Below are 16,294 nucleotides of genomic sequence, written 5' to 3'. Positions count from 1 at the left end.
CGGCGGTCGCGGGTACGCTTGCCCGCATGTGCGGCAGGTTCGCGATGGACGACAGGGTCAACGCCGAGATCACCGAGTTCGTGGAGCGCACCGGGAGGCGGCCGGAGGACTGGCGCGCCGACTGGGAGGAGGCGTACAACATCGCCCCCACCGAAGACGTCCCGGTGCTGATCGACTCCGCGAAGGACAGGGAGCTGCGGTTCGAGCGCGCCCACTGGTCTCTCGTGCCGGGCTGGTCGAAGGAGCTCAAGCTGAAGTTCCCGACCTTCAACGCCCGGGCCGAGGGGATCGTCGAGAAGTCGACCTGGCGCAAGCCGGTGCAGTCGCACCGGGCGATCGTGCTCGCGCGCGGCTACTACGAGTGGCAGGGCGAGAAGGGGCACAAGGCCCCCTACTTCATCCGCTACCCCGACGACCAGCTGATGGGCTTCGCCGGCCTGTACTCCTGGTGGCGCGATCATTCGAAGGCCGAGGACGACCCGGACCGGTGGGTGCTGACCGCCACGATCCTGACCTCCGACGCCGTGCAGACGCTGGCCGACATCCACGACCGCAACCCGGTGATCCTGCCCGAGGAGCTGTGGCTGCACTGGATCGACCCGTCGATCGTCGGCGATCAGGCGCTCGTCGACGAGGCGGTCGCCGCGGGCGTGGCGGAGGCCCAGACCCTGCGATTCGACCGGATCGCGTCGTTCTCGACGAAGGACGACGGGCCGCAGCTGATCCAGCCTCTGGGGTAGTATTCAGGAGTCGAGAAATCCTCACCCCCCGAAAGCGGGTGACGCGAGTCTGTGAAAACGATGTATTCTCACTTTTGTGAATAGGTGAGGAACAGTCACTTTACGGCACCTGAACGACCCGAAGTTGCACCCGGGCGCCGGCTTCCCATCGGTTCGCACTACCCGAAGAAGAAGCACCCTACCCGCAGGGGACCGACCGTGTACCCGATTCCGCCATGCCGAGCGCTTCCCGCGTTCACCCCCCTCCGCCCCGGGGGCGCGCGACGTGCGCGGACCCACGGGCGGCCCCTCCGGACCGGAGTCGGCGGTGGTGATGCCGTTCGAGACCGCGGCTACCCCCACACCACCGCCGGCTCCCTGCTTCGGCTCCATGGAGCCGGGGAGGCAGTGGCATGACCGTCGTCAGGCCGCGCCTCGCGGGCCACGGCGCGACCGCCGAGGGCGTCGCACGGCACACCCTCCCGCTGAGCTCCGAGCGCTCGTGGGCCCGGCTCTACCGCTACCGCCTGCTGGCCAGCGACACGGCGATCATCCTCGCCACGACGATCGGTGCGATCTTCCTGCGCTTCGGCTTCGACGACGCGGACGTGCCGGCGTCCGGCCTGCACGTCGACTACATCTACCTCTCCCTCATCATCGCGGGCACCTGGCTCTTCGCCCTGGCGACCTATCACACCCGCGACGCGCGGGTGGTCGGCGTCGGCGTGAGCGAGTACCGGCGGGTGGTGGCGGCGACGGCCACGACGTTCGGGCTGCTCGCGATCTTCTTCCTCGTCGCGAAAGTCGACATCGCGCGCGGCTACTTCATCGTCGCCCTCCCGGTCGGGATGACGGGCGTCCTGTTCACCCGCTGGCTGTGGCGGCGCTGGCTGATCCGCCAGCGGACCTTCGACCACTATCTGTCGCGCGCCCTCGTCGTCGGCCGGTTCGACGACGTGGACTACGTCGTGCGGCAGATCCATCAGAAGTCGGGAGCGGCCTACAACGTCGTGGGTGCCGCTCTCGACACCGGCAAGCGCAAGGGCGCCAAGAAGGATGCGGAGCTGAGCCGCCGCATCTCGTCGCCGGAGCGCGAGGTGCCGATCGTGTCCGATCTGGACGGGGTGTCGGCGGCCGCGGCGCGGCTCGGCGCCGACACCGTGATCGTCGCCGGGCCCGCCGTCAGCGGTGGCGGGTTCGTCCGCAAGCTCGCCTGGCAGCTCGAGGGGACGGCGACCGAGCTGGTGCTCGCGTCGCCGCTGACCGACGTGGCCGGCCCGCGCATCCACTTCCGTCCGGTCGAGGGGCTCCCCCTCATCCACGTGGAGATCCCGCAGTTCGAGGGCGGCAAGCACGTGCTCAAGCGCGCGTTCGACTTCTTCGTCGCCGGGATCGCGCTCCTGATCCTGTCGCCGCTGTTCCTGATCGTGGCGGTCGCGGTGCGGCTCGACGACCACGGCCCCGTGATCTTCAGCCAGGAGCGCGTCGGCCGCAACGGCGAGACCTTCCGGATGTTCAAGTTCCGGTCGATGGTGCTGGACGCGGAGGCGCGCCTGGCGTCCCTCCAGGCGGCCAACGAGGGCCAGGGCCTGCTGTTCAAGATGCACGACGACCCCCGCGTGACGAAGATCGGGCGCATCCTGCGCAAGTACTCGCTCGACGAGCTGCCCCAGCTGGTCAACGTCTTCCTCGGCGACATGAGCCTCGTCGGCCCGCGTCCGCCGCTGCGCTCCGAGGTCGCGGGCTACGCGAACCACGTGCACCGCCGCCTCTACATCAAGCCGGGACTGACCGGGATGTGGCAGGTGAACGGGCGGTCCGACCTCTCCTGGGAGGAGAGCGTGCGGCTCGATCTCTACTACGTCGAGAACTGGTCGCTCACCGGCGACCTCGTGATCATGTGGCGGACCGTCAAGGTGCTGACGCATCCGGTGGGGGCGTACTGATGTCGGCCGGAACGGCGGCGCCGGGCGCCGGAGGCCGCAGTCACCGCGCCATCGTCGCCCAGCTCTCGTCCGCGCAGAAGGTGCGGACCCGCGGGGCGCCCGGCTACTCCATCTACGTGAACCGGCCGATCGGCCGCCACCTCGCCGCGTTCGCGTTCCGCGCCGGGCTCACCCCGAACGCCGTGACCGCGATCAGCGCGTGCTTCACGTTCGCGGGCATCGTCCTGCTCGCGACCGCCGCCCCCCAGTGGTGGACCGGCCTGCTGGTCTGGCTGGCGCTGGCCGTCGGCTACGCGTTCGACTCCGCGGACGGCCAGCTCGCGCGACTGCGCGGCGGAGGGTCGCTCTCGGGCGAATGGCTGGATCACGTCGTGGACGCCACGAAGATCGCGAGCCTGCACCTGGCGGTGCTCATCATGTTCTTCCGCTGGTACCCGATCCCCGCCGGCGCCCTGCTCATCCCGATCGGCTACAGCGTCGTCGCGACCGTGGTGTTCTTCACGATCATCCTGAACGAGCAGCTCAAGCGCTCCCGCGGCTGGACGCCCGCCGCGAGCGCCGGCAGCGATGCCGGACGCAGCACGCCCGTGCGCGCGCTCGCAGCGCTGCCGATGGACTACGGGTTCCTCTGCCTCGCGTTCGTCCTGGCCGGCTGGCCGCTCGTCTTCTTCTGGGTCTACACGGCGTTCTTCGCGGCGAACGCGCTGTACCTGGTCGTGGCCCTGCGCAAGTGGTTCCGCGATCTGGAGGCCCTCGATGCACGCACCCGCTGAACGCCGGCCGCTCGCGCTCGTCGCGAATCCGTCCGGCGATCTGTACGGCTCCGACCTGCAGCTGCTCGAGAGCGTCCAGGCGCTCGTCGAGGACGGCTTCGACGTGCTGGCGGTGCTCGGCGCCGAGGGGCCGCTCGCGGAGCGGCTGAAGGGGCGCGGCGCGGACGTGATGATCCATCCGTTCCCGGTGCTCCGCCGTGCGGACGCGTCCGTCGGCGGCGTCGTGTCGCTCGGCTGGCGCGGCGTGCGCTCCATCGGCTGGCTGCGCGCCCTGATCCGTTCGCTCGCCCCGGACGTCGTCTACGTCAACACGGTCACGCTGCCCTGGTGGATCGTCGCGGCCCGGCAGGCGAAGGTGCCCGTCGTGTGCCACGTCCACGAGGCCGAGACGACGGACGGCCGGCTCGTGCGGTTCGCGCTCAACGCCCCGCTGCTGCTGGCGAACCGGATCATCTCGATCAGCCGTGCGTCGACGGAGGCGCTGACCGCGGCCGTGCCCCGGCTCGGCCGGCGGACGGTCCCGGTCTACAACGGCGTGACCGAGCCGCCCGCCGAGCCCGCGCCCGTGCGACCCCACGACGGTCCGGTCACGCTCAGCGTCGTCGCCCGCCTGTCCCCGCGCAAGGCGCCGGATGTCGCTCTGGAGGCGGCCGCTCTGCTGCGCGCCCGCGGCCGCGACGTGCGCCTCGAGCTGGTGGGCACCCCCTTCGACGGCTACGAGTGGTACGAGCAGCAGCTGCGCGAGCGCGCGGACCGACCGGATCTGCGCGGGCACGTGTCCTTCCCCGGCTACGTCTCGCCGATCTGGCCGGCGCTGGAGCGCGCGGACATCGTCCTCGCCCCCTCGCTGCGGGAGCCGTTCGGCAACGCGGTGGTGGAGGCGCAGTTCGCCCGCCGCCCCGTGGTCGCCGCGGCGGCGCTCGGGCATCTCGAGTCGATCGAGGACGGCGTGACCGGCCTGCTGGTCGAGCCCGCCGACCCCCGGGCGATGGCGGACGCCGTGGAGGCGCTGCTCGACTCCCCGGAGCTCGCTCACCGGCTGGCCGAGGACGCACGCGCCTCCGCCCTGCAGCGCTTCACACTGGGCCGCTACCGCACCGAGATCGCCGCCGCGGTGCGGGGGGCCGTCCGCACCCGCGAGCACCGCCGCCGGTCAGGCGACGCGAGCCGGGAAGTACTCGTCCACTAGCGCCTTCGTCGAGGCGAGGTGCGCCCGGGTCGAGGCGCCGAACACGATCGACTCCACGTTCGGCTGCGCGGCGAGCCACTCGATCGCCTCGCGCGGCGGGATGGCGCCCGAGGCGAAGACGCTCATGGCGACGGCGCGGAACGGGCGCTCGTCGAGGACGCGACGGTAGGCCTCCACGCCGCCGGACATCCGGAAGCCGATCTTGTTGATGTTGGAGCACACCAGCGGGTTCTCGATGCCCTGGTCGGCGAGCACGTCGAGGCACAGCGGCAGATTCATCGTGATGAAGCCGGGCTCGGCGCCGTAGCGGGACCGGACATGCTCGGCGAACACCCCGAAGGCGTCGCGGAAGCCGAGACCGAGCAGGAGGTCGACGACCACGTTCTGCAGCCAGACGACGGGGGTGCGCGTCCCGCGGAACATGGCGAGCTCGGCGTCGACGAGCAGGGTGATGATGCCCTCGATGTCCTTGCGGGCGAGCGCCCGGCCTCCGCGCAGCGTCGCGTTCACGATGCCCTCCTCGGGCAGGAACCGGCGGATCGCGCCCAGCATGCCGGACTCGGTGACCGCGTCGGCGTACTTGTGCGCGTAGGGCATGCTCGGCAGGAACGCGAAGTCCGCGTAGCGGGCCGGCTCGGCGCGGACCCGGTCGGCGACCTCGGCGATGCGATCGTGGGTCGTGCACATGAAGGTCGTGATGCCCTCGTCGTACGCGGCGTCGATCACCTCCATGATCGCGTCGACGTGCTGGAAGCGCATGGCCTGCGCCCGCGCCTTCTCCTCGGACATGTGGTTGACGCCGAAGAACTGGTTGTCGCCGAGCAGCAGCCGGTCGAGGGCGGCAGGCGCGGCGGGCGCGGCGGACGCGGGCGCGGGGGCTGCGATCGGGCGGTCTCCTTGAGCGGAGGTGGTCATCGTCTTCTCCAAGTGAAGCGGGGGCGGCGCGCGGGCGGGGAGGCGGGCGCGGGGCGGGAGCCGTCGCCGGCGGTGATCCGGGGCGCGCTCGCGTCCGCGGTGAGCAGGGCGAGCGCGCGGTCGGTCGCCCGGGCGCTCGCGAACGAGTTGAGGCCGTCCGTCCTGCGGGTGAGCACGCTCTGGACGAAGTAGTCGAGCTGTGCGCTGTACTCCTCGCCGCGCAGGTAGAACCAGACCGGGTCGGTGAGCTCGGTGGTGTAGCGCACGTTCCAGCCGCGCGTGTAGCCCGGGACCTCGGGCGCGGTGTCGCGCAGGTACACCTGGCATTCCTGGCGGTCGGCGTGGATGCGGCCGGCCGTGCCCGTGATGGTGAGCTGGGTCGTCATCTTGCGGAACGATTCGTCGGACCAGTCGACGGAGAGCTGGCCGCTCACGCCGTCGGCGAAGTAGAGGGTGCCGTAGACCTGATCCTCGGTGGAGGCCGAGAACACCGATTCGAGCACGGTCCCGCCGACGCCCTCGATCTCGCCCGCGTACCAGCTCATGAGGTCGAGCGGGTGGGCGGCGTAGTCGTACAGGGCGCCTCCGCCCTCGTTGCGGTCGCTGCGCCAGGTGCCGCCCTTGCCGCGCAGGACGACGGGGCCGTACGCCTCCGCCTGCAGGTGCGTGACCCGGCCGATCGCCCCGAGGTCGAGCAGGCGCTTGACCTCGCGGAAAGCGCCGACGAAGCGGTTGTGGTAGCCCACCTGGGTGACCCGTCCCTTCGCTGCGGCGAGCGCCGTCAGCTCCTCCGAGTCGGCGGCCGACAGGCTGAGCGGCTTCTCGCAGAAGACGTCGACGCCGGCGTCGAGCAGGGAGCGCACCATCGGCGCGTGCAGGCGGGTCGGGGTCGCGACCACCACGGCGTCCACCGTCGTTCCGGCGAGCATGGCGTCGATGGAGCCGAAGGTCGCCATCCCTGTGTACTTGGACAGCACGTCGAGCAGGTAGCCGGCCGAGTCGACGACCGCCTCCACCCTGACGTCCGGGTGGGCGTTGATCATCGACAGGTGGGAGAGGCCCATCTTGCCGAGGCCGACCACGCCGACGCGCACGGTGCGCTGCGGGGTGGTGTCGCCGTCCCGGTCAGCGGGCCGGGTCGAGGGTGCGTCGATCGTCATGTGTCCGCTCCAGGTAGGAGGCGAGCACGTCGCGGTACTGGCCGGCGACGTGCTCCCAGGTGAATTCGGCGGCGTGCCGCTCGCGGGCCGCGGCGGAGAGCTGCGTGCGCAGTCCCGCGTCGGCGACGAGCCGGGCGATGTGCTCGGACGCGTCGGCCGCCGTCGTGAAGTAGAGGGCCGCATCCTGGGCCACCCACCGGTTGTAGGGGTTGTCGTGGGCGAGGACGGCGTTGCCCGCGGCCATCGCCTCGACGAGCGACGGATTCGTGCCGCCGACGGTGTGGCCGTGGAAGTAGCCGAGTCCGTGGAGGCGGAGCGCCGCGATCCGCTCGGGCTCGTACACCGGGCCGACGAAGCGGACCTCGTCGGACGCGGCCGCCACGACCGCGCGGTGGTACGGATCGCTCTCGGGGTCGTAGCGGCCGAAGACGGCGAGCTCGACGCCCCGGCGCTCCGCGGAGAACGCGGTGACCAGCTCGAGAATCGAGTTCTCGGGGATCGGGCGGCAGATGAGGGTGAAGTAGCGGCCCGGCTCGAGTCCCAGCGCCCGCACCGGAGCCTCGGGCGCGGACTCCACCCGGTGCGCTCCATACGTGATCATCGTGATCTTGCGGGCCGGTGCCTTGCGCCGGAGGTAGACCTCGATCTCGGGATGATCGGCGATCAGGGTGTCGCCGACCACGCAGGCGATCCGCTCGTTGGTGTAGAGGATCGCCTGCCGGATCTTGCCCCAGCGGGCGCGCGACCACTCGATGCCGTCCATGTTGATGACGTTCGGGATCCGCTTGAGCCGCTGCCAGATGTTGAAGACCGCGGTGTTGTAGCCGAAGGTCAGGCAGAGTCCCGGGCGGCGGGAGGCGTGGGCGATGGAGCGCAGGTCGAAGCGGCTGGTGCCGAGCCAGCCGGTCGCCGGCACCGGGATGGTGACGCGCTCGATCCCGTTCCACTCGTCGGTGACGATCGGCCCCCGGCCCTCGGCCTGGCAGTAGACGATGACCTTCCAGCCCTGATCGCGCAGGAAGAGCGCCACGTTCTCGGCGGCGGTCTCGAACCCGCCGTAGTTCGCGGGGACGCCGTGGGTGCCGAGGATGCGGACGGTCGGAACGCCCGTCGATGCACGTGACGTAGGCATTCATTCCTCCCCTCGGCGAATGCTGCGATGACCGCGGTCGGGTGCGGTCAGGGTCACAGTAGCTCAGAACGCGACAAAGTGAATATTACTCACCCCTGTATTGGGGGCACTCCCTGACGGGAGCCACGGCGGTAGCCTATATCCATTGTTGAGGAAGTTTCACTTCATTGTCGCTGCGACCTCACCCACCCACAGCATGGAGACCCGACCCATGAAACGACTGCCCCGAGCGAGGACGCTCGCCATCACCACAGCCATCGCACTCGGCTTCGGCGCGTTCTTCGCCGCCGGGCCCGCTTTCGCCGACAGCGCCCCTCCCAACCCCGCGAATCCGGCGACGCCGCCGACCGTGACCGCCGATGTGCTCCCGACCCCGCAGATCAACGGCGTCGTCTGGGCGCAGGCGGTCGTCGGCAACATCGACTACGTCGCCGGAAGCTTCACCACCGCCCGCCCGGCGGGCTCGGCGGCCGGGGTCAACACGGTCGCGCGCAACAACGTGCTCGCCTACGACGTGACCACCGGCACCCTCCTCACCAACTTCGCGCCCAACCTCAACGCGCAAGCGCTCGCCGTCGCCGGGTCCCCCGACGGCAGCCGCGTCTACGTGGCGGGCGACTTCACCACGGCCGACGGGGTCGGGGCCTACCGCATCGCCGCGTACAGCACCGCCACCGGTCAGCGCATCGCCTCGTTCAAGCCGGTCATGGGCGCCTCCGTGCGCGCGCTGGCGGTGACCAACAACGCGGTCTACGCCGGCGGATGGTTCACCACCGCCAACGGCGTCGCCAAGCAGCGCGTCGCCGCCCTCGACCCGACCACGGGCGCGACGCTCCCGTTCCAGGCCGACGCGGACTACAACGTCAACGCGCTGGCAGCCAGCACGGACGGGTCGCGCGTGTACGTCGGCGGCCAGTTCGCGAGCCTGTCCGGCAACTCGGCGCTCGGCCTGGGCGCCGTGGACGCGACCACGGGCGCCTACCTCCCCTGGTCGGTGAACCAGAAGGTGCAGGACTACGGCAAGAACGCGAGCATCACCTCCCTCGTCGCCACCCCGACCGCGGTCTACGGCTCCGGCTACGACTGGGTCGGCGGGACCGGCAACCTCGAGGGCGCGTTCTCGGCCGACCCGACGACCGGGAACATCCAGTGGATCGAGGACTGCCACGGCGACACCTACTCGGTGGCCGCGGTGAACTCCCTGCTGTACGTCGTCGGCCACCCGCACTACTGCGGCAACATCGCCGGCGGCGGCTTCCCGCAGACCTCGCCGACCTGGACGTTCCACCACCTGCTCGCCTTCTCGGCGGCGACGGTCGGAACCCTCGCGCACGACCCGATGGGCTACTTCGACTGGGGCGGAATGCCGTCCCCGGCGCTGCAGGACTACTTCCCGAACTTCACGACCGGCACCTACACCGGGCAGAGCCAGGCGACGTGGTCGATCGCGGGCAACTCGAAGTACATCGTCGCCGGCGGCGAGTTCCCCAGCGTCAACGGGGTCGCCTCCCAGGGCCTGACCCGCTTCGGCGTCCGCTCGGTCGCGCCCAACAAGGTGGGACCGCAGGGCATCCCGCTCGTCCCGAAGGCCGTGTCGTTCGCCGCCGGCCAGGTGCGTGTCTCCTGGAACGCCACGTACGACCAGGACAACGGCTACCTGACCTACAAGGTGTACCGCGACGCCGGCACCACGCCGGTCTACACGACCACCCAGCGGTCCAACTTCTACACGACGCCCGCCATGGGCTTCGTGGACACCGGGCTCGCGCCGGGATCGACGCACATCTATCACGTGAAGGTCTACGACCCCGACAACAACTCGACCTCGCGTGACACGTCCAGCGTCACCGTGGCCTCCAGCGGGACGTCGAGCAGCTACGGCAACACCGTGACCGGTGCCGGAGCCAGCGCGTACTGGCCGATGGACGAGACCAGCGGACAGACCGCGTACGACCACGTCGGCTTCAACGATCTGACCCTCCCGAGCGGCGTCGCCCGCTCGACGAGCGGACCGCTCACCGGCTCCGGCTCCGCCGTGTTCGACGGCAACAGCTGGGTGCAGGCGGGACAGCAGATCACCGGCCCCGACACCTTCACCGTCCAGGCGTGGATCAACACCACCTCCACCTCGGGCGGCAAGATCATCGGGTTCGGCAACTCGAACACCGGGACGTCGGGCAGCTACGACCGGCACGTGTACATGGACAACTCCGGACGCATCTGGTTCGGCGTGTACCCGGGCGGCGTCGCGACGGTGAACAGCGCCAACTCGTACAACGACGGCAACTGGCACCAGATCACGGCGAGCCTCAGCTCGGGCGGGATGCAGCTCTACGTCGACGGCAAGCTCGTCGGAACGCGCACGGACGTCACCTCCGGCCAGGCCTACAGCGGGTACTGGCGCATCGGCGGGGACAACCTGAGCGGATGGCCGTCGCAGCCCTCGAGTCAGAACTTCGCCGGCTCGATCGCCCAGGTCGCGTTCTACCCGACCGCGCTCAGCCGCACCACGATCGCATCGCAGATCGTCGCGGCCGGTCAGCCCTCGCCGATCCCGCCGGCCCCGAGCGACGCCTACGGCGCCGCGGTGTACGCGGGCAACCCCGAGTTCTACTGGCGGCTCGGCGAGTCGCAGGGCTCCACGGCGGCCGACTCCGGACCCAACGGGGTGACGGGCAACTACCAGGGCACCTACTCGCTGCAGAGCAGCGGAGCCCTGGCGGGCGTGACCAACACCGCCGCGACGTTCAACGGCGGAGTGGTCGTGAGCGGCACGCAGGACGCGAACCCGACGGTCTACACCGAGGAGGCCTGGTTCAAGACGACCACGACCTCCGGAGGCAAGATCATCGGATTCGGCGACGCGACGAGCGGCACGTCCAGCAACTACGACCGCCACGTCTACATGCAGGACAACGGCCAGCTCGTGTTCGGCACCTGGACCGGGCAGGCGAACACCATCACCACCGGCCCGAGCTACAACGACGGGTCGTGGCACCAGGTGGTCGCCAGCCAGGGACCGGACGGCATGAAGCTGTACGTCGACGGCCAGCTGGCGGGCACCAACCCGCAGACCCAGGCCCAGCCCTACAACGGGTACTGGCGGATCGGCGGGGACACCACCTGGGGATCCTCGAGCCCGTGGTTCAACGGGACCATCGACGAAGCGGCCGTGTACCCCTCGGTGCTCTCCGCCTCGACGGTGCTCAACCACTACAACCTCGGCACCGGCACCACGCCGAACCAGGCACCGACGGCGTCGTTCACCGCAACGATGACCAACCTGAGCGGAGCGTTCGACGCCACGGCGTCGAGCGACCCGGACGGCACGGTCGCCTCGTACGCGTGGGACTTCGGAGACGGCTCGACGGGGGTCGGCGCGACACCGACCCACGTCTACCAGAACCCGGGCGCCTACACCGTCACGCTGACCGTCACCGACAACGCCGGAGCGGCGTCGGCCCCGGTCGCCAAGCAGGTCACGGCGACGGCGGCCAACCAGCCCCCGACCGCCGCGTTCACCTCCTCGGCGAACAACCTCGCCGTGGCCTTCGACGGCAGCACCTCGAGCGATCCCGACGGGACCGTCGCCGGCTACGCCTGGAACTTCGGTGACGGGCAGACCGGCACCGGTGCGACGACCAGCCACACGTACGCTGCAGCCGGCACGTACACCGTGAGCCTGACCGTCACCGACAACCTGGGCCTGGCCTCGGCGCCGACGACGCACACCGTCACCGTCACCGCTCCGGCCAACCAGCCGCCGGTCGCCGCGTTCACGACCGCCGTGTCGAACCTGAACGTGTCGGTGGATGCGACCGGCTCGTCCGATCCGGACGGCACGATCGCCGGGTACGCCTGGAACTACGGTGACGGGCAGACCGGGACGGGAGCGACCGCGACGCATACCTACGCCGCGGCCGGGACCTACACGATCACGCTGACCGTGACCGACAACCAGGGGGCGACCGCCCAGAAGACGGCGAGCGTCAGCCCGACCGCTCCGGTCGGTCCGCTGCCCCTCGCCGCCGACACGTTCAACCGGACGCTCGCGAGCGGCTGGGGCAACGCCGACACCGGAGGCGCCTGGACCGTGAGCGGAGGGGCGGCCAACTACGCGGTCGCTCCCGGCTACGGCCAGCAGACGGCGCCCGCGGGATCCAGCCGGACGAGCTCGCTGAACGCGGTCAGCTCGACCAGCACCGACACGACGGCCCAGTTCAGTACCACGACGCTGCCGACCGGAGGCGGGACGTACGTCTCGGCCATCGGCCGCCTGGTCGGGGCGACGGACTACGAGGCCCGGGTCTGGATCAAGTCGACCGGCCAGGTGCAGCTCCAGCTGCTCCAGGGGTCCACGACCCTCGCTGCGGCGAACATCGCGGGCATCACCTACAACGCGGGAGACACCCTGTCGGTCCGCGTGCAGGTGACGGGCACGAACCCGACGACCATCCGGGCCTCGGTCTGGTCGGCGTCGCAGACGGCACCGGCGAACTGGCAGCTGCAGGCGACGGACACCACCGCCGCCCTGCAGACGGCCGGCAGCGTCGGCCTCCGCGAGTACCTCTCGGCGACCTCGACCACCACGCCCGTGATCGTCCGGTACAGCGCGTACCAGGTGGTCCCGGTGCCCTGACCGATGATCACAGGACCGGGCGGGGCGTCTCGCCCCGCCCGGTTCCTCTGTCGGCTGGGGGGCCGCACGAGTATCATGACAACTTCTCAGCCGGGCCCGACCCCGGCTCATGCGCCGACCCGCAGACGAGAGGCACGACGATGACGGGCACCTCCGTTGATCACCTGATGATCCAGGTGCTCGGCGTGGTCGCGGCCATCGTGCTGCTGATCGTCCTGCGGCGGGCGCCGCGGCTGTCCGTCGCTCTCTGGCTGACCGTGCTCTGCCTCGTGCCGATCTGGATCGGCATCGGCGTCGGCTTCAACGGCAACCTGTTCCTCCCGGCGGTGAGCGCCGTCGGCGTCGTCGTCATCGCCGCGCTGCTCCCGGTGCCCGGCTACCGGCTCGTCCCGGCCGACGCCTTCCTGCTGATCCTGCTGATCATCGGCGCGATGGGCATCTTCGGCGGGAACTCCTCGATCGCCTTCGCGACGCTCGTGACGATGGTGTCGTACTTCGCCATCGGATACGTCGTCGGGCGGGTCGCCTCCCTGAGAGTCTCCGCAGCCTGGCTGAGCGGCGCCATCGCGATCGCCTTCACCGTCGTCGGCGCCCTCGCCGTGATCGAGTTCGTCACCCGGTTCAACCCGTTCGTCCTCCTCCACACCTCCAACGGCCTCTACAGCGTGTGGGGCACCATCCAGATCCGCGGCGGCGTCCCGCGCGCGGAGGCGGCCTTCGGCCACTCCATCGCGCTGGGCTGCAGCCTCGCCCTCGCCATCCCGTTCGCGATCGCGGCGCCGTTCCGGCTCTGGCTCAAGGTCGCCATGGTGTCGATCATGCTGGCGGGATGCGTCGTCAGCTTCAGCCGCACGGCGATGCTCTGCGCGGCGATCGCCCTCGTGCTCTCCGTCTTCTTCGCCAGGGACATCTCGGCGAAGGCGCGCGCGATCACGCTGTCCGTGCTGATCGCCGCGTCCGTGGCGGCCGCCCCGCTCGTGCTGTCGGTCTTCGACGACGCGGGCAGCGAGGCGACCGGCAGCGCCGACTACCGCGGCAACCTGCTCTCGCTGCTCGGCAGCATGAACCCCGTCGGAGTCGCCGACTCGGCGCAGAAGGACTCGAGCGGGACGCTGCACTTCGCCCACTTCGTCTCGATCGACAGCCAGCTCCTGCTGACCGGGCTCACCAACGGCTTCCTGGCGATGCTGCTCGCCTGCGTCGCCCTGGCCGGCGCCCTCTGGACCGTCCTGCGCGGGAGGGCCGTCCCCGGCACCATCGCCATCGTCGCCCAGATCCCGGCTCTCGCGACCGTCGCCCTGATCACCCAGTACTCCATCCTGCTCTTCGCCGTCGCGGGCATCGCCGCGAGCGGCCAGTGGATCTCCCGCCAGAGGCGCATCGACGCCGAACGCGAGACCTCGCTCAGCACGGCCCCGACCGGCCGGCTCCATCCGATACCCCTGAAGGAACCGTCATGAACAGGAACCCGTATCTCGCTCTGTTCCGCCACTTCTGGTACGTCGTCGTGATCGGCGCGCTCGTCGGCGCCGTCGCCGGCTGGGGTCTGAGCCAGCTCTCCACCCGGGAGTACACCTCGACGACGAGCATGTACTTCTCGCTGAGCGCGGGTGTGACGGGCAACGACATCAACCAGGGGTCGACCTACACGCAGAACCAGATGCTGTCGTTCGCGCAGCTCGCGACCTCGTCCGTGGTGCTCCAGCCGGTCATCGACGGTCTCGGCCTCGACACGACGGCGGGGGCGCTCGCGAAGCAGATCTCGGTCACGACCCCCCAGAACACGGTCGTCCTGCAGCTCGACGTCACCGACACCTCGCCCACGGAGGCGGCCGCCATCGCGAACGCGACGGCCGCGAGCCTGCGCACGCAGGTCGAGGACATCGCCCCGAAGAACGCGCAGGGCAACCCGACCGTCGCCACGCGGGTCATCGCGCCCGCGGTGGAGCCGGCGGGGCCTTCCGCACCCAACGAGCGCCTGAACATCCTGATCGGCCTCATCGTGGGCATCCTGATCGCCGCGGGCGGCCTGCTGCTGAGCGAGACGCTGAGCACGCGCGTCGACTCGGAGGAGAAGGCGATCGCCGTCTCGGGCGCCCCGAGTCTGGGCACCGTCCGCCGCCGCCGCGGCGCCACCCCAGGGCTGGCGATGGTGGGCGACACCCGGTCGAGCAGCGCGGAGGACTTCCGGCAGCTGCGCGCCAACCTCGAGTTCGTGGCCGTGGATGTGCCCTCTCCGGTCTTCGTCGTGACCTCCTCCATCCTGGGCGAGGGCAAGTCGACCGTGGCGATCAACCTCGCCATCGCCCTGAGCGAGGGCGACAAGCGCATCCTCCTGATCGACGCCGACCTGCGCCGCCCCGGCGTCGCGGGCTACACCGGCCTCGTGCCAGGGACGGGTCTCAGCACGGTGCTCGCCGGCCGCGTGACGCTGGCGGACGCGGTGCAGCCGTGGGGCGACGACGGGGCCCTCTCGGTCATGACCGCCGGCCGCATCCCGCCGAACCCGAGCGAGCTCCTCTCGTCGCGCGCGATGACCGCCCTGATCGAGGAGGCGCGCGGGATGTTCGACGTCATCGTGATCGACACACCGCCGCTGGGCGCGGTCGCCGACGCCGCGACGCTCGTCCCGGAGGCCGACGGCACCGTGGTGATCGTGGACCGCACCGCCGTGCGCCGCAATCAGCTGCTGCACGCGGTGGAGGCGGTCCGCCGGGCCGGCGGCTCGGTCGCGGGCATCGTGTTCAACAAGGCGCGGGCGAAGCGCTCCGGGGACGCCCACTACTACTACCGTCTCGACGACGAGCAGGCGCCGCGGCCGCACGGTGCCGAACGGGCGCCGCGCCTCCCGGCCGCCGACCGGCCGGCGAGTGACCGCCCGACGGGGCCCGTCCGGCCCGTCCCGGCGCCCCCGCCCGCACCCGCTCCCCAGCGCGCGCACGGGCACGCCGACACCCGTGCCGACGCCGACGATGCCGACGCGAGCGACGTCGACGAAGCCAACGGCCCGGCGACGCCCGCCTCGGGGATCGCCCGGATGTGACGAGAAAGCCCCGCCGCTCCCGGGGGAGCGGCGGGGCTTCTGCGTGCGTGCGCCTGGCCTCGGCGGCCCGGCCGGGCTACTTGACGAGGACGATCGGGGAGGCGCCGCTGCCCACGGTCACGCGGAACGCGGACTGCGCGTCCTTCGGCACCGAGAAGACGTACGAGCCGGTGGCCTGGTCGCCGGCGGCGAGGGAGCCGGTGAGGCCCGTCGTCTCGGACGCGACCGGCGAAGCGGGCGTGTAGTCGTCGCCGTAGTATCCGTTGACGCTGATCGAGCTGAGGTCGACGGGCGTCGAGCCGCCGTTGCGGACGACGACGGTCGCCTTCATGCCGGGGCCGCTCACCTCGCCGGGACCCGACGCGGAGACGGTCACCGCGGTGAAGGGCGAGACCGTGACCGCCACCTGGCCGCCGAAGGAGCTGCTGTCGCCCGTCGAGACGGTCTTGGCGACTGCGGCGCCGAAGCGGGGATCGGGCGTCGGCGCGGTGGTCGCGGCCGGGTCCTTCGAGGACGCGCTCGGCGACGTCGTCGGGCCCGTGATCGGCGGGACGCTGGGGATCGGCGTTCCGACCGCCACCAGCGTGTGCGAGGGCGCCGGCGCGGACGACTGGGCGGATGCCACGCCCCAGGCGATGCCGGCGGCGCACAGGACGGCGGCGCTGCCGCCCGCGATCCACGGGATGATGCGACGGCGCGGTGGCTCGTCGTTCTGGTCGGCCGGAGTGGTCATGGGTACGCTCCCAGTGCACGGTGTCGGGTATTCCGTGCCACAGCA

11 protein-coding genes are annotated in these 16,294 nt (G+C 70.9%); 7 read left to right on the top strand and 4 right to left on the bottom strand.

What is annotated here, in order from left to right; genetic code table 11:
- Window positions 1–26: 26 nt before the first annotated feature.
- The 4 genes from BGO91_RS19065 to BGO91_RS19050 all read left to right on the top strand — a co-directional run bounded on the left by BGO91_RS19065 (window position 27) and on the right by BGO91_RS19050 (window position 4,627).
- Window positions 27–740 (top strand): SOS response-associated peptidase, encoded by a 714-nt coding sequence (locus BGO91_RS19065; protein ID WP_290474312.1) that lies wholly within the window; start codon window positions 27–29, stop codon window positions 738–740.
- Window positions 741–1,132: 392 nt separating this feature from the next.
- A complete protein-coding gene (locus tag BGO91_RS19060; RefSeq protein ID WP_290474311.1) occupies window positions 1,133–2,665 on the top strand; it encodes a sugar transferase in 1,533 nt (510 codons plus the stop codon).
- Window positions 2,665–3,438: a CDP-alcohol phosphatidyltransferase family protein gene (locus BGO91_RS19055; RefSeq protein ID WP_290474310.1), complete on the top strand. Its 774-nt coding sequence runs from the start codon at window positions 2,665–2,667 to the stop codon at window positions 3,436–3,438. Before BGO91_RS19060 ends, BGO91_RS19055 begins: the two co-directional genes overlap by 1 nt.
- Window positions 3,422–4,627 carry a glycosyltransferase family 4 protein gene (locus tag BGO91_RS19050; protein WP_290474309.1) on the top strand — a complete coding sequence of 402 codons (1,206 nt, stop codon included), beginning with the start codon at window positions 3,422–3,424 and terminating at the stop codon, window positions 4,625–4,627. Before BGO91_RS19055 ends, BGO91_RS19050 begins: the two co-directional genes overlap by 17 nt.
- Here the strand turns inward: BGO91_RS19050 and BGO91_RS19045 are convergent.
- The 3 genes from BGO91_RS19045 to BGO91_RS19035 are packed head-to-tail and all read right to left on the bottom strand — an operon-like array spanning window position 4,592 to window position 7,834.
- Complete coding sequence (locus BGO91_RS19045; protein WP_290474308.1) at window positions 4,592–5,542, bottom strand: hypothetical protein; 951 nt, start codon at window positions 5,540–5,542, stop codon at window positions 4,592–4,594. The genes BGO91_RS19050 and BGO91_RS19045 overlap by 36 nt on opposite strands.
- Window positions 5,539–6,702 (bottom strand): Gfo/Idh/MocA family oxidoreductase, encoded by a 1,164-nt coding sequence (locus tag BGO91_RS19040; protein WP_290474307.1) that lies wholly within the window; start codon window positions 6,700–6,702, stop codon window positions 5,539–5,541. Before BGO91_RS19040 ends, BGO91_RS19045 begins: the two co-directional genes overlap by 4 nt.
- Window positions 6,668–7,834, bottom strand: coding sequence for a DUF1972 domain-containing protein (locus tag BGO91_RS19035; protein WP_290474306.1), 1,167 nt, complete (start codon window positions 7,832–7,834; stop codon window positions 6,668–6,670). Before BGO91_RS19035 ends, BGO91_RS19040 begins: the two co-directional genes overlap by 35 nt.
- Window positions 7,835–8,045: 211 nt before the next feature.
- Here BGO91_RS19035 and BGO91_RS19030 point away from each other — a divergent pair, with 211 nt between their 5' ends.
- The 3 genes from BGO91_RS19030 (at window position 8,046) to BGO91_RS19020 (ending at window position 15,516) form a co-directional block, all read left to right on the top strand.
- Complete coding sequence (locus BGO91_RS19030; RefSeq protein WP_290474305.1) at window positions 8,046–12,473, top strand: PKD domain-containing protein; 4,428 nt, start codon at window positions 8,046–8,048, stop codon at window positions 12,471–12,473.
- A gap of 140 nt (window positions 12,474–12,613) precedes the next feature.
- On the top strand, window positions 12,614–13,933 hold the full coding sequence (locus BGO91_RS19025; RefSeq protein WP_290474304.1) for a hypothetical protein: 1,320 nt from the start codon (window positions 12,614–12,616) through the stop codon (window positions 13,931–13,933).
- A complete protein-coding gene (locus BGO91_RS19020) occupies window positions 13,930–15,516 on the top strand; it encodes a polysaccharide biosynthesis tyrosine autokinase (protein WP_290474303.1) in 1,587 nt (528 codons plus the stop codon). Before BGO91_RS19025 ends, BGO91_RS19020 begins: the two co-directional genes overlap by 4 nt.
- Window positions 15,517–15,592: 76 nt before the next feature.
- On the opposite strand, the gene BGO91_RS19015 is transcribed toward BGO91_RS19020, so the two are convergent.
- A complete protein-coding gene (locus BGO91_RS19015; protein WP_290474302.1) occupies window positions 15,593–16,249 on the bottom strand; it encodes a DUF4352 domain-containing protein in 657 nt (218 codons plus the stop codon).
- Between the last annotated feature and the right edge of the window lie 45 nt (window positions 16,250–16,294).

The organism is Leifsonia sp. 71-9 (assembly GCF_001898805.1).
Taxonomy (GTDB): Bacteria; Actinomycetota; Actinomycetes; order Actinomycetales; family Microbacteriaceae; genus Leifsonia.
This window is presented reverse-complemented; position numbering and strand designations above follow the sequence as displayed.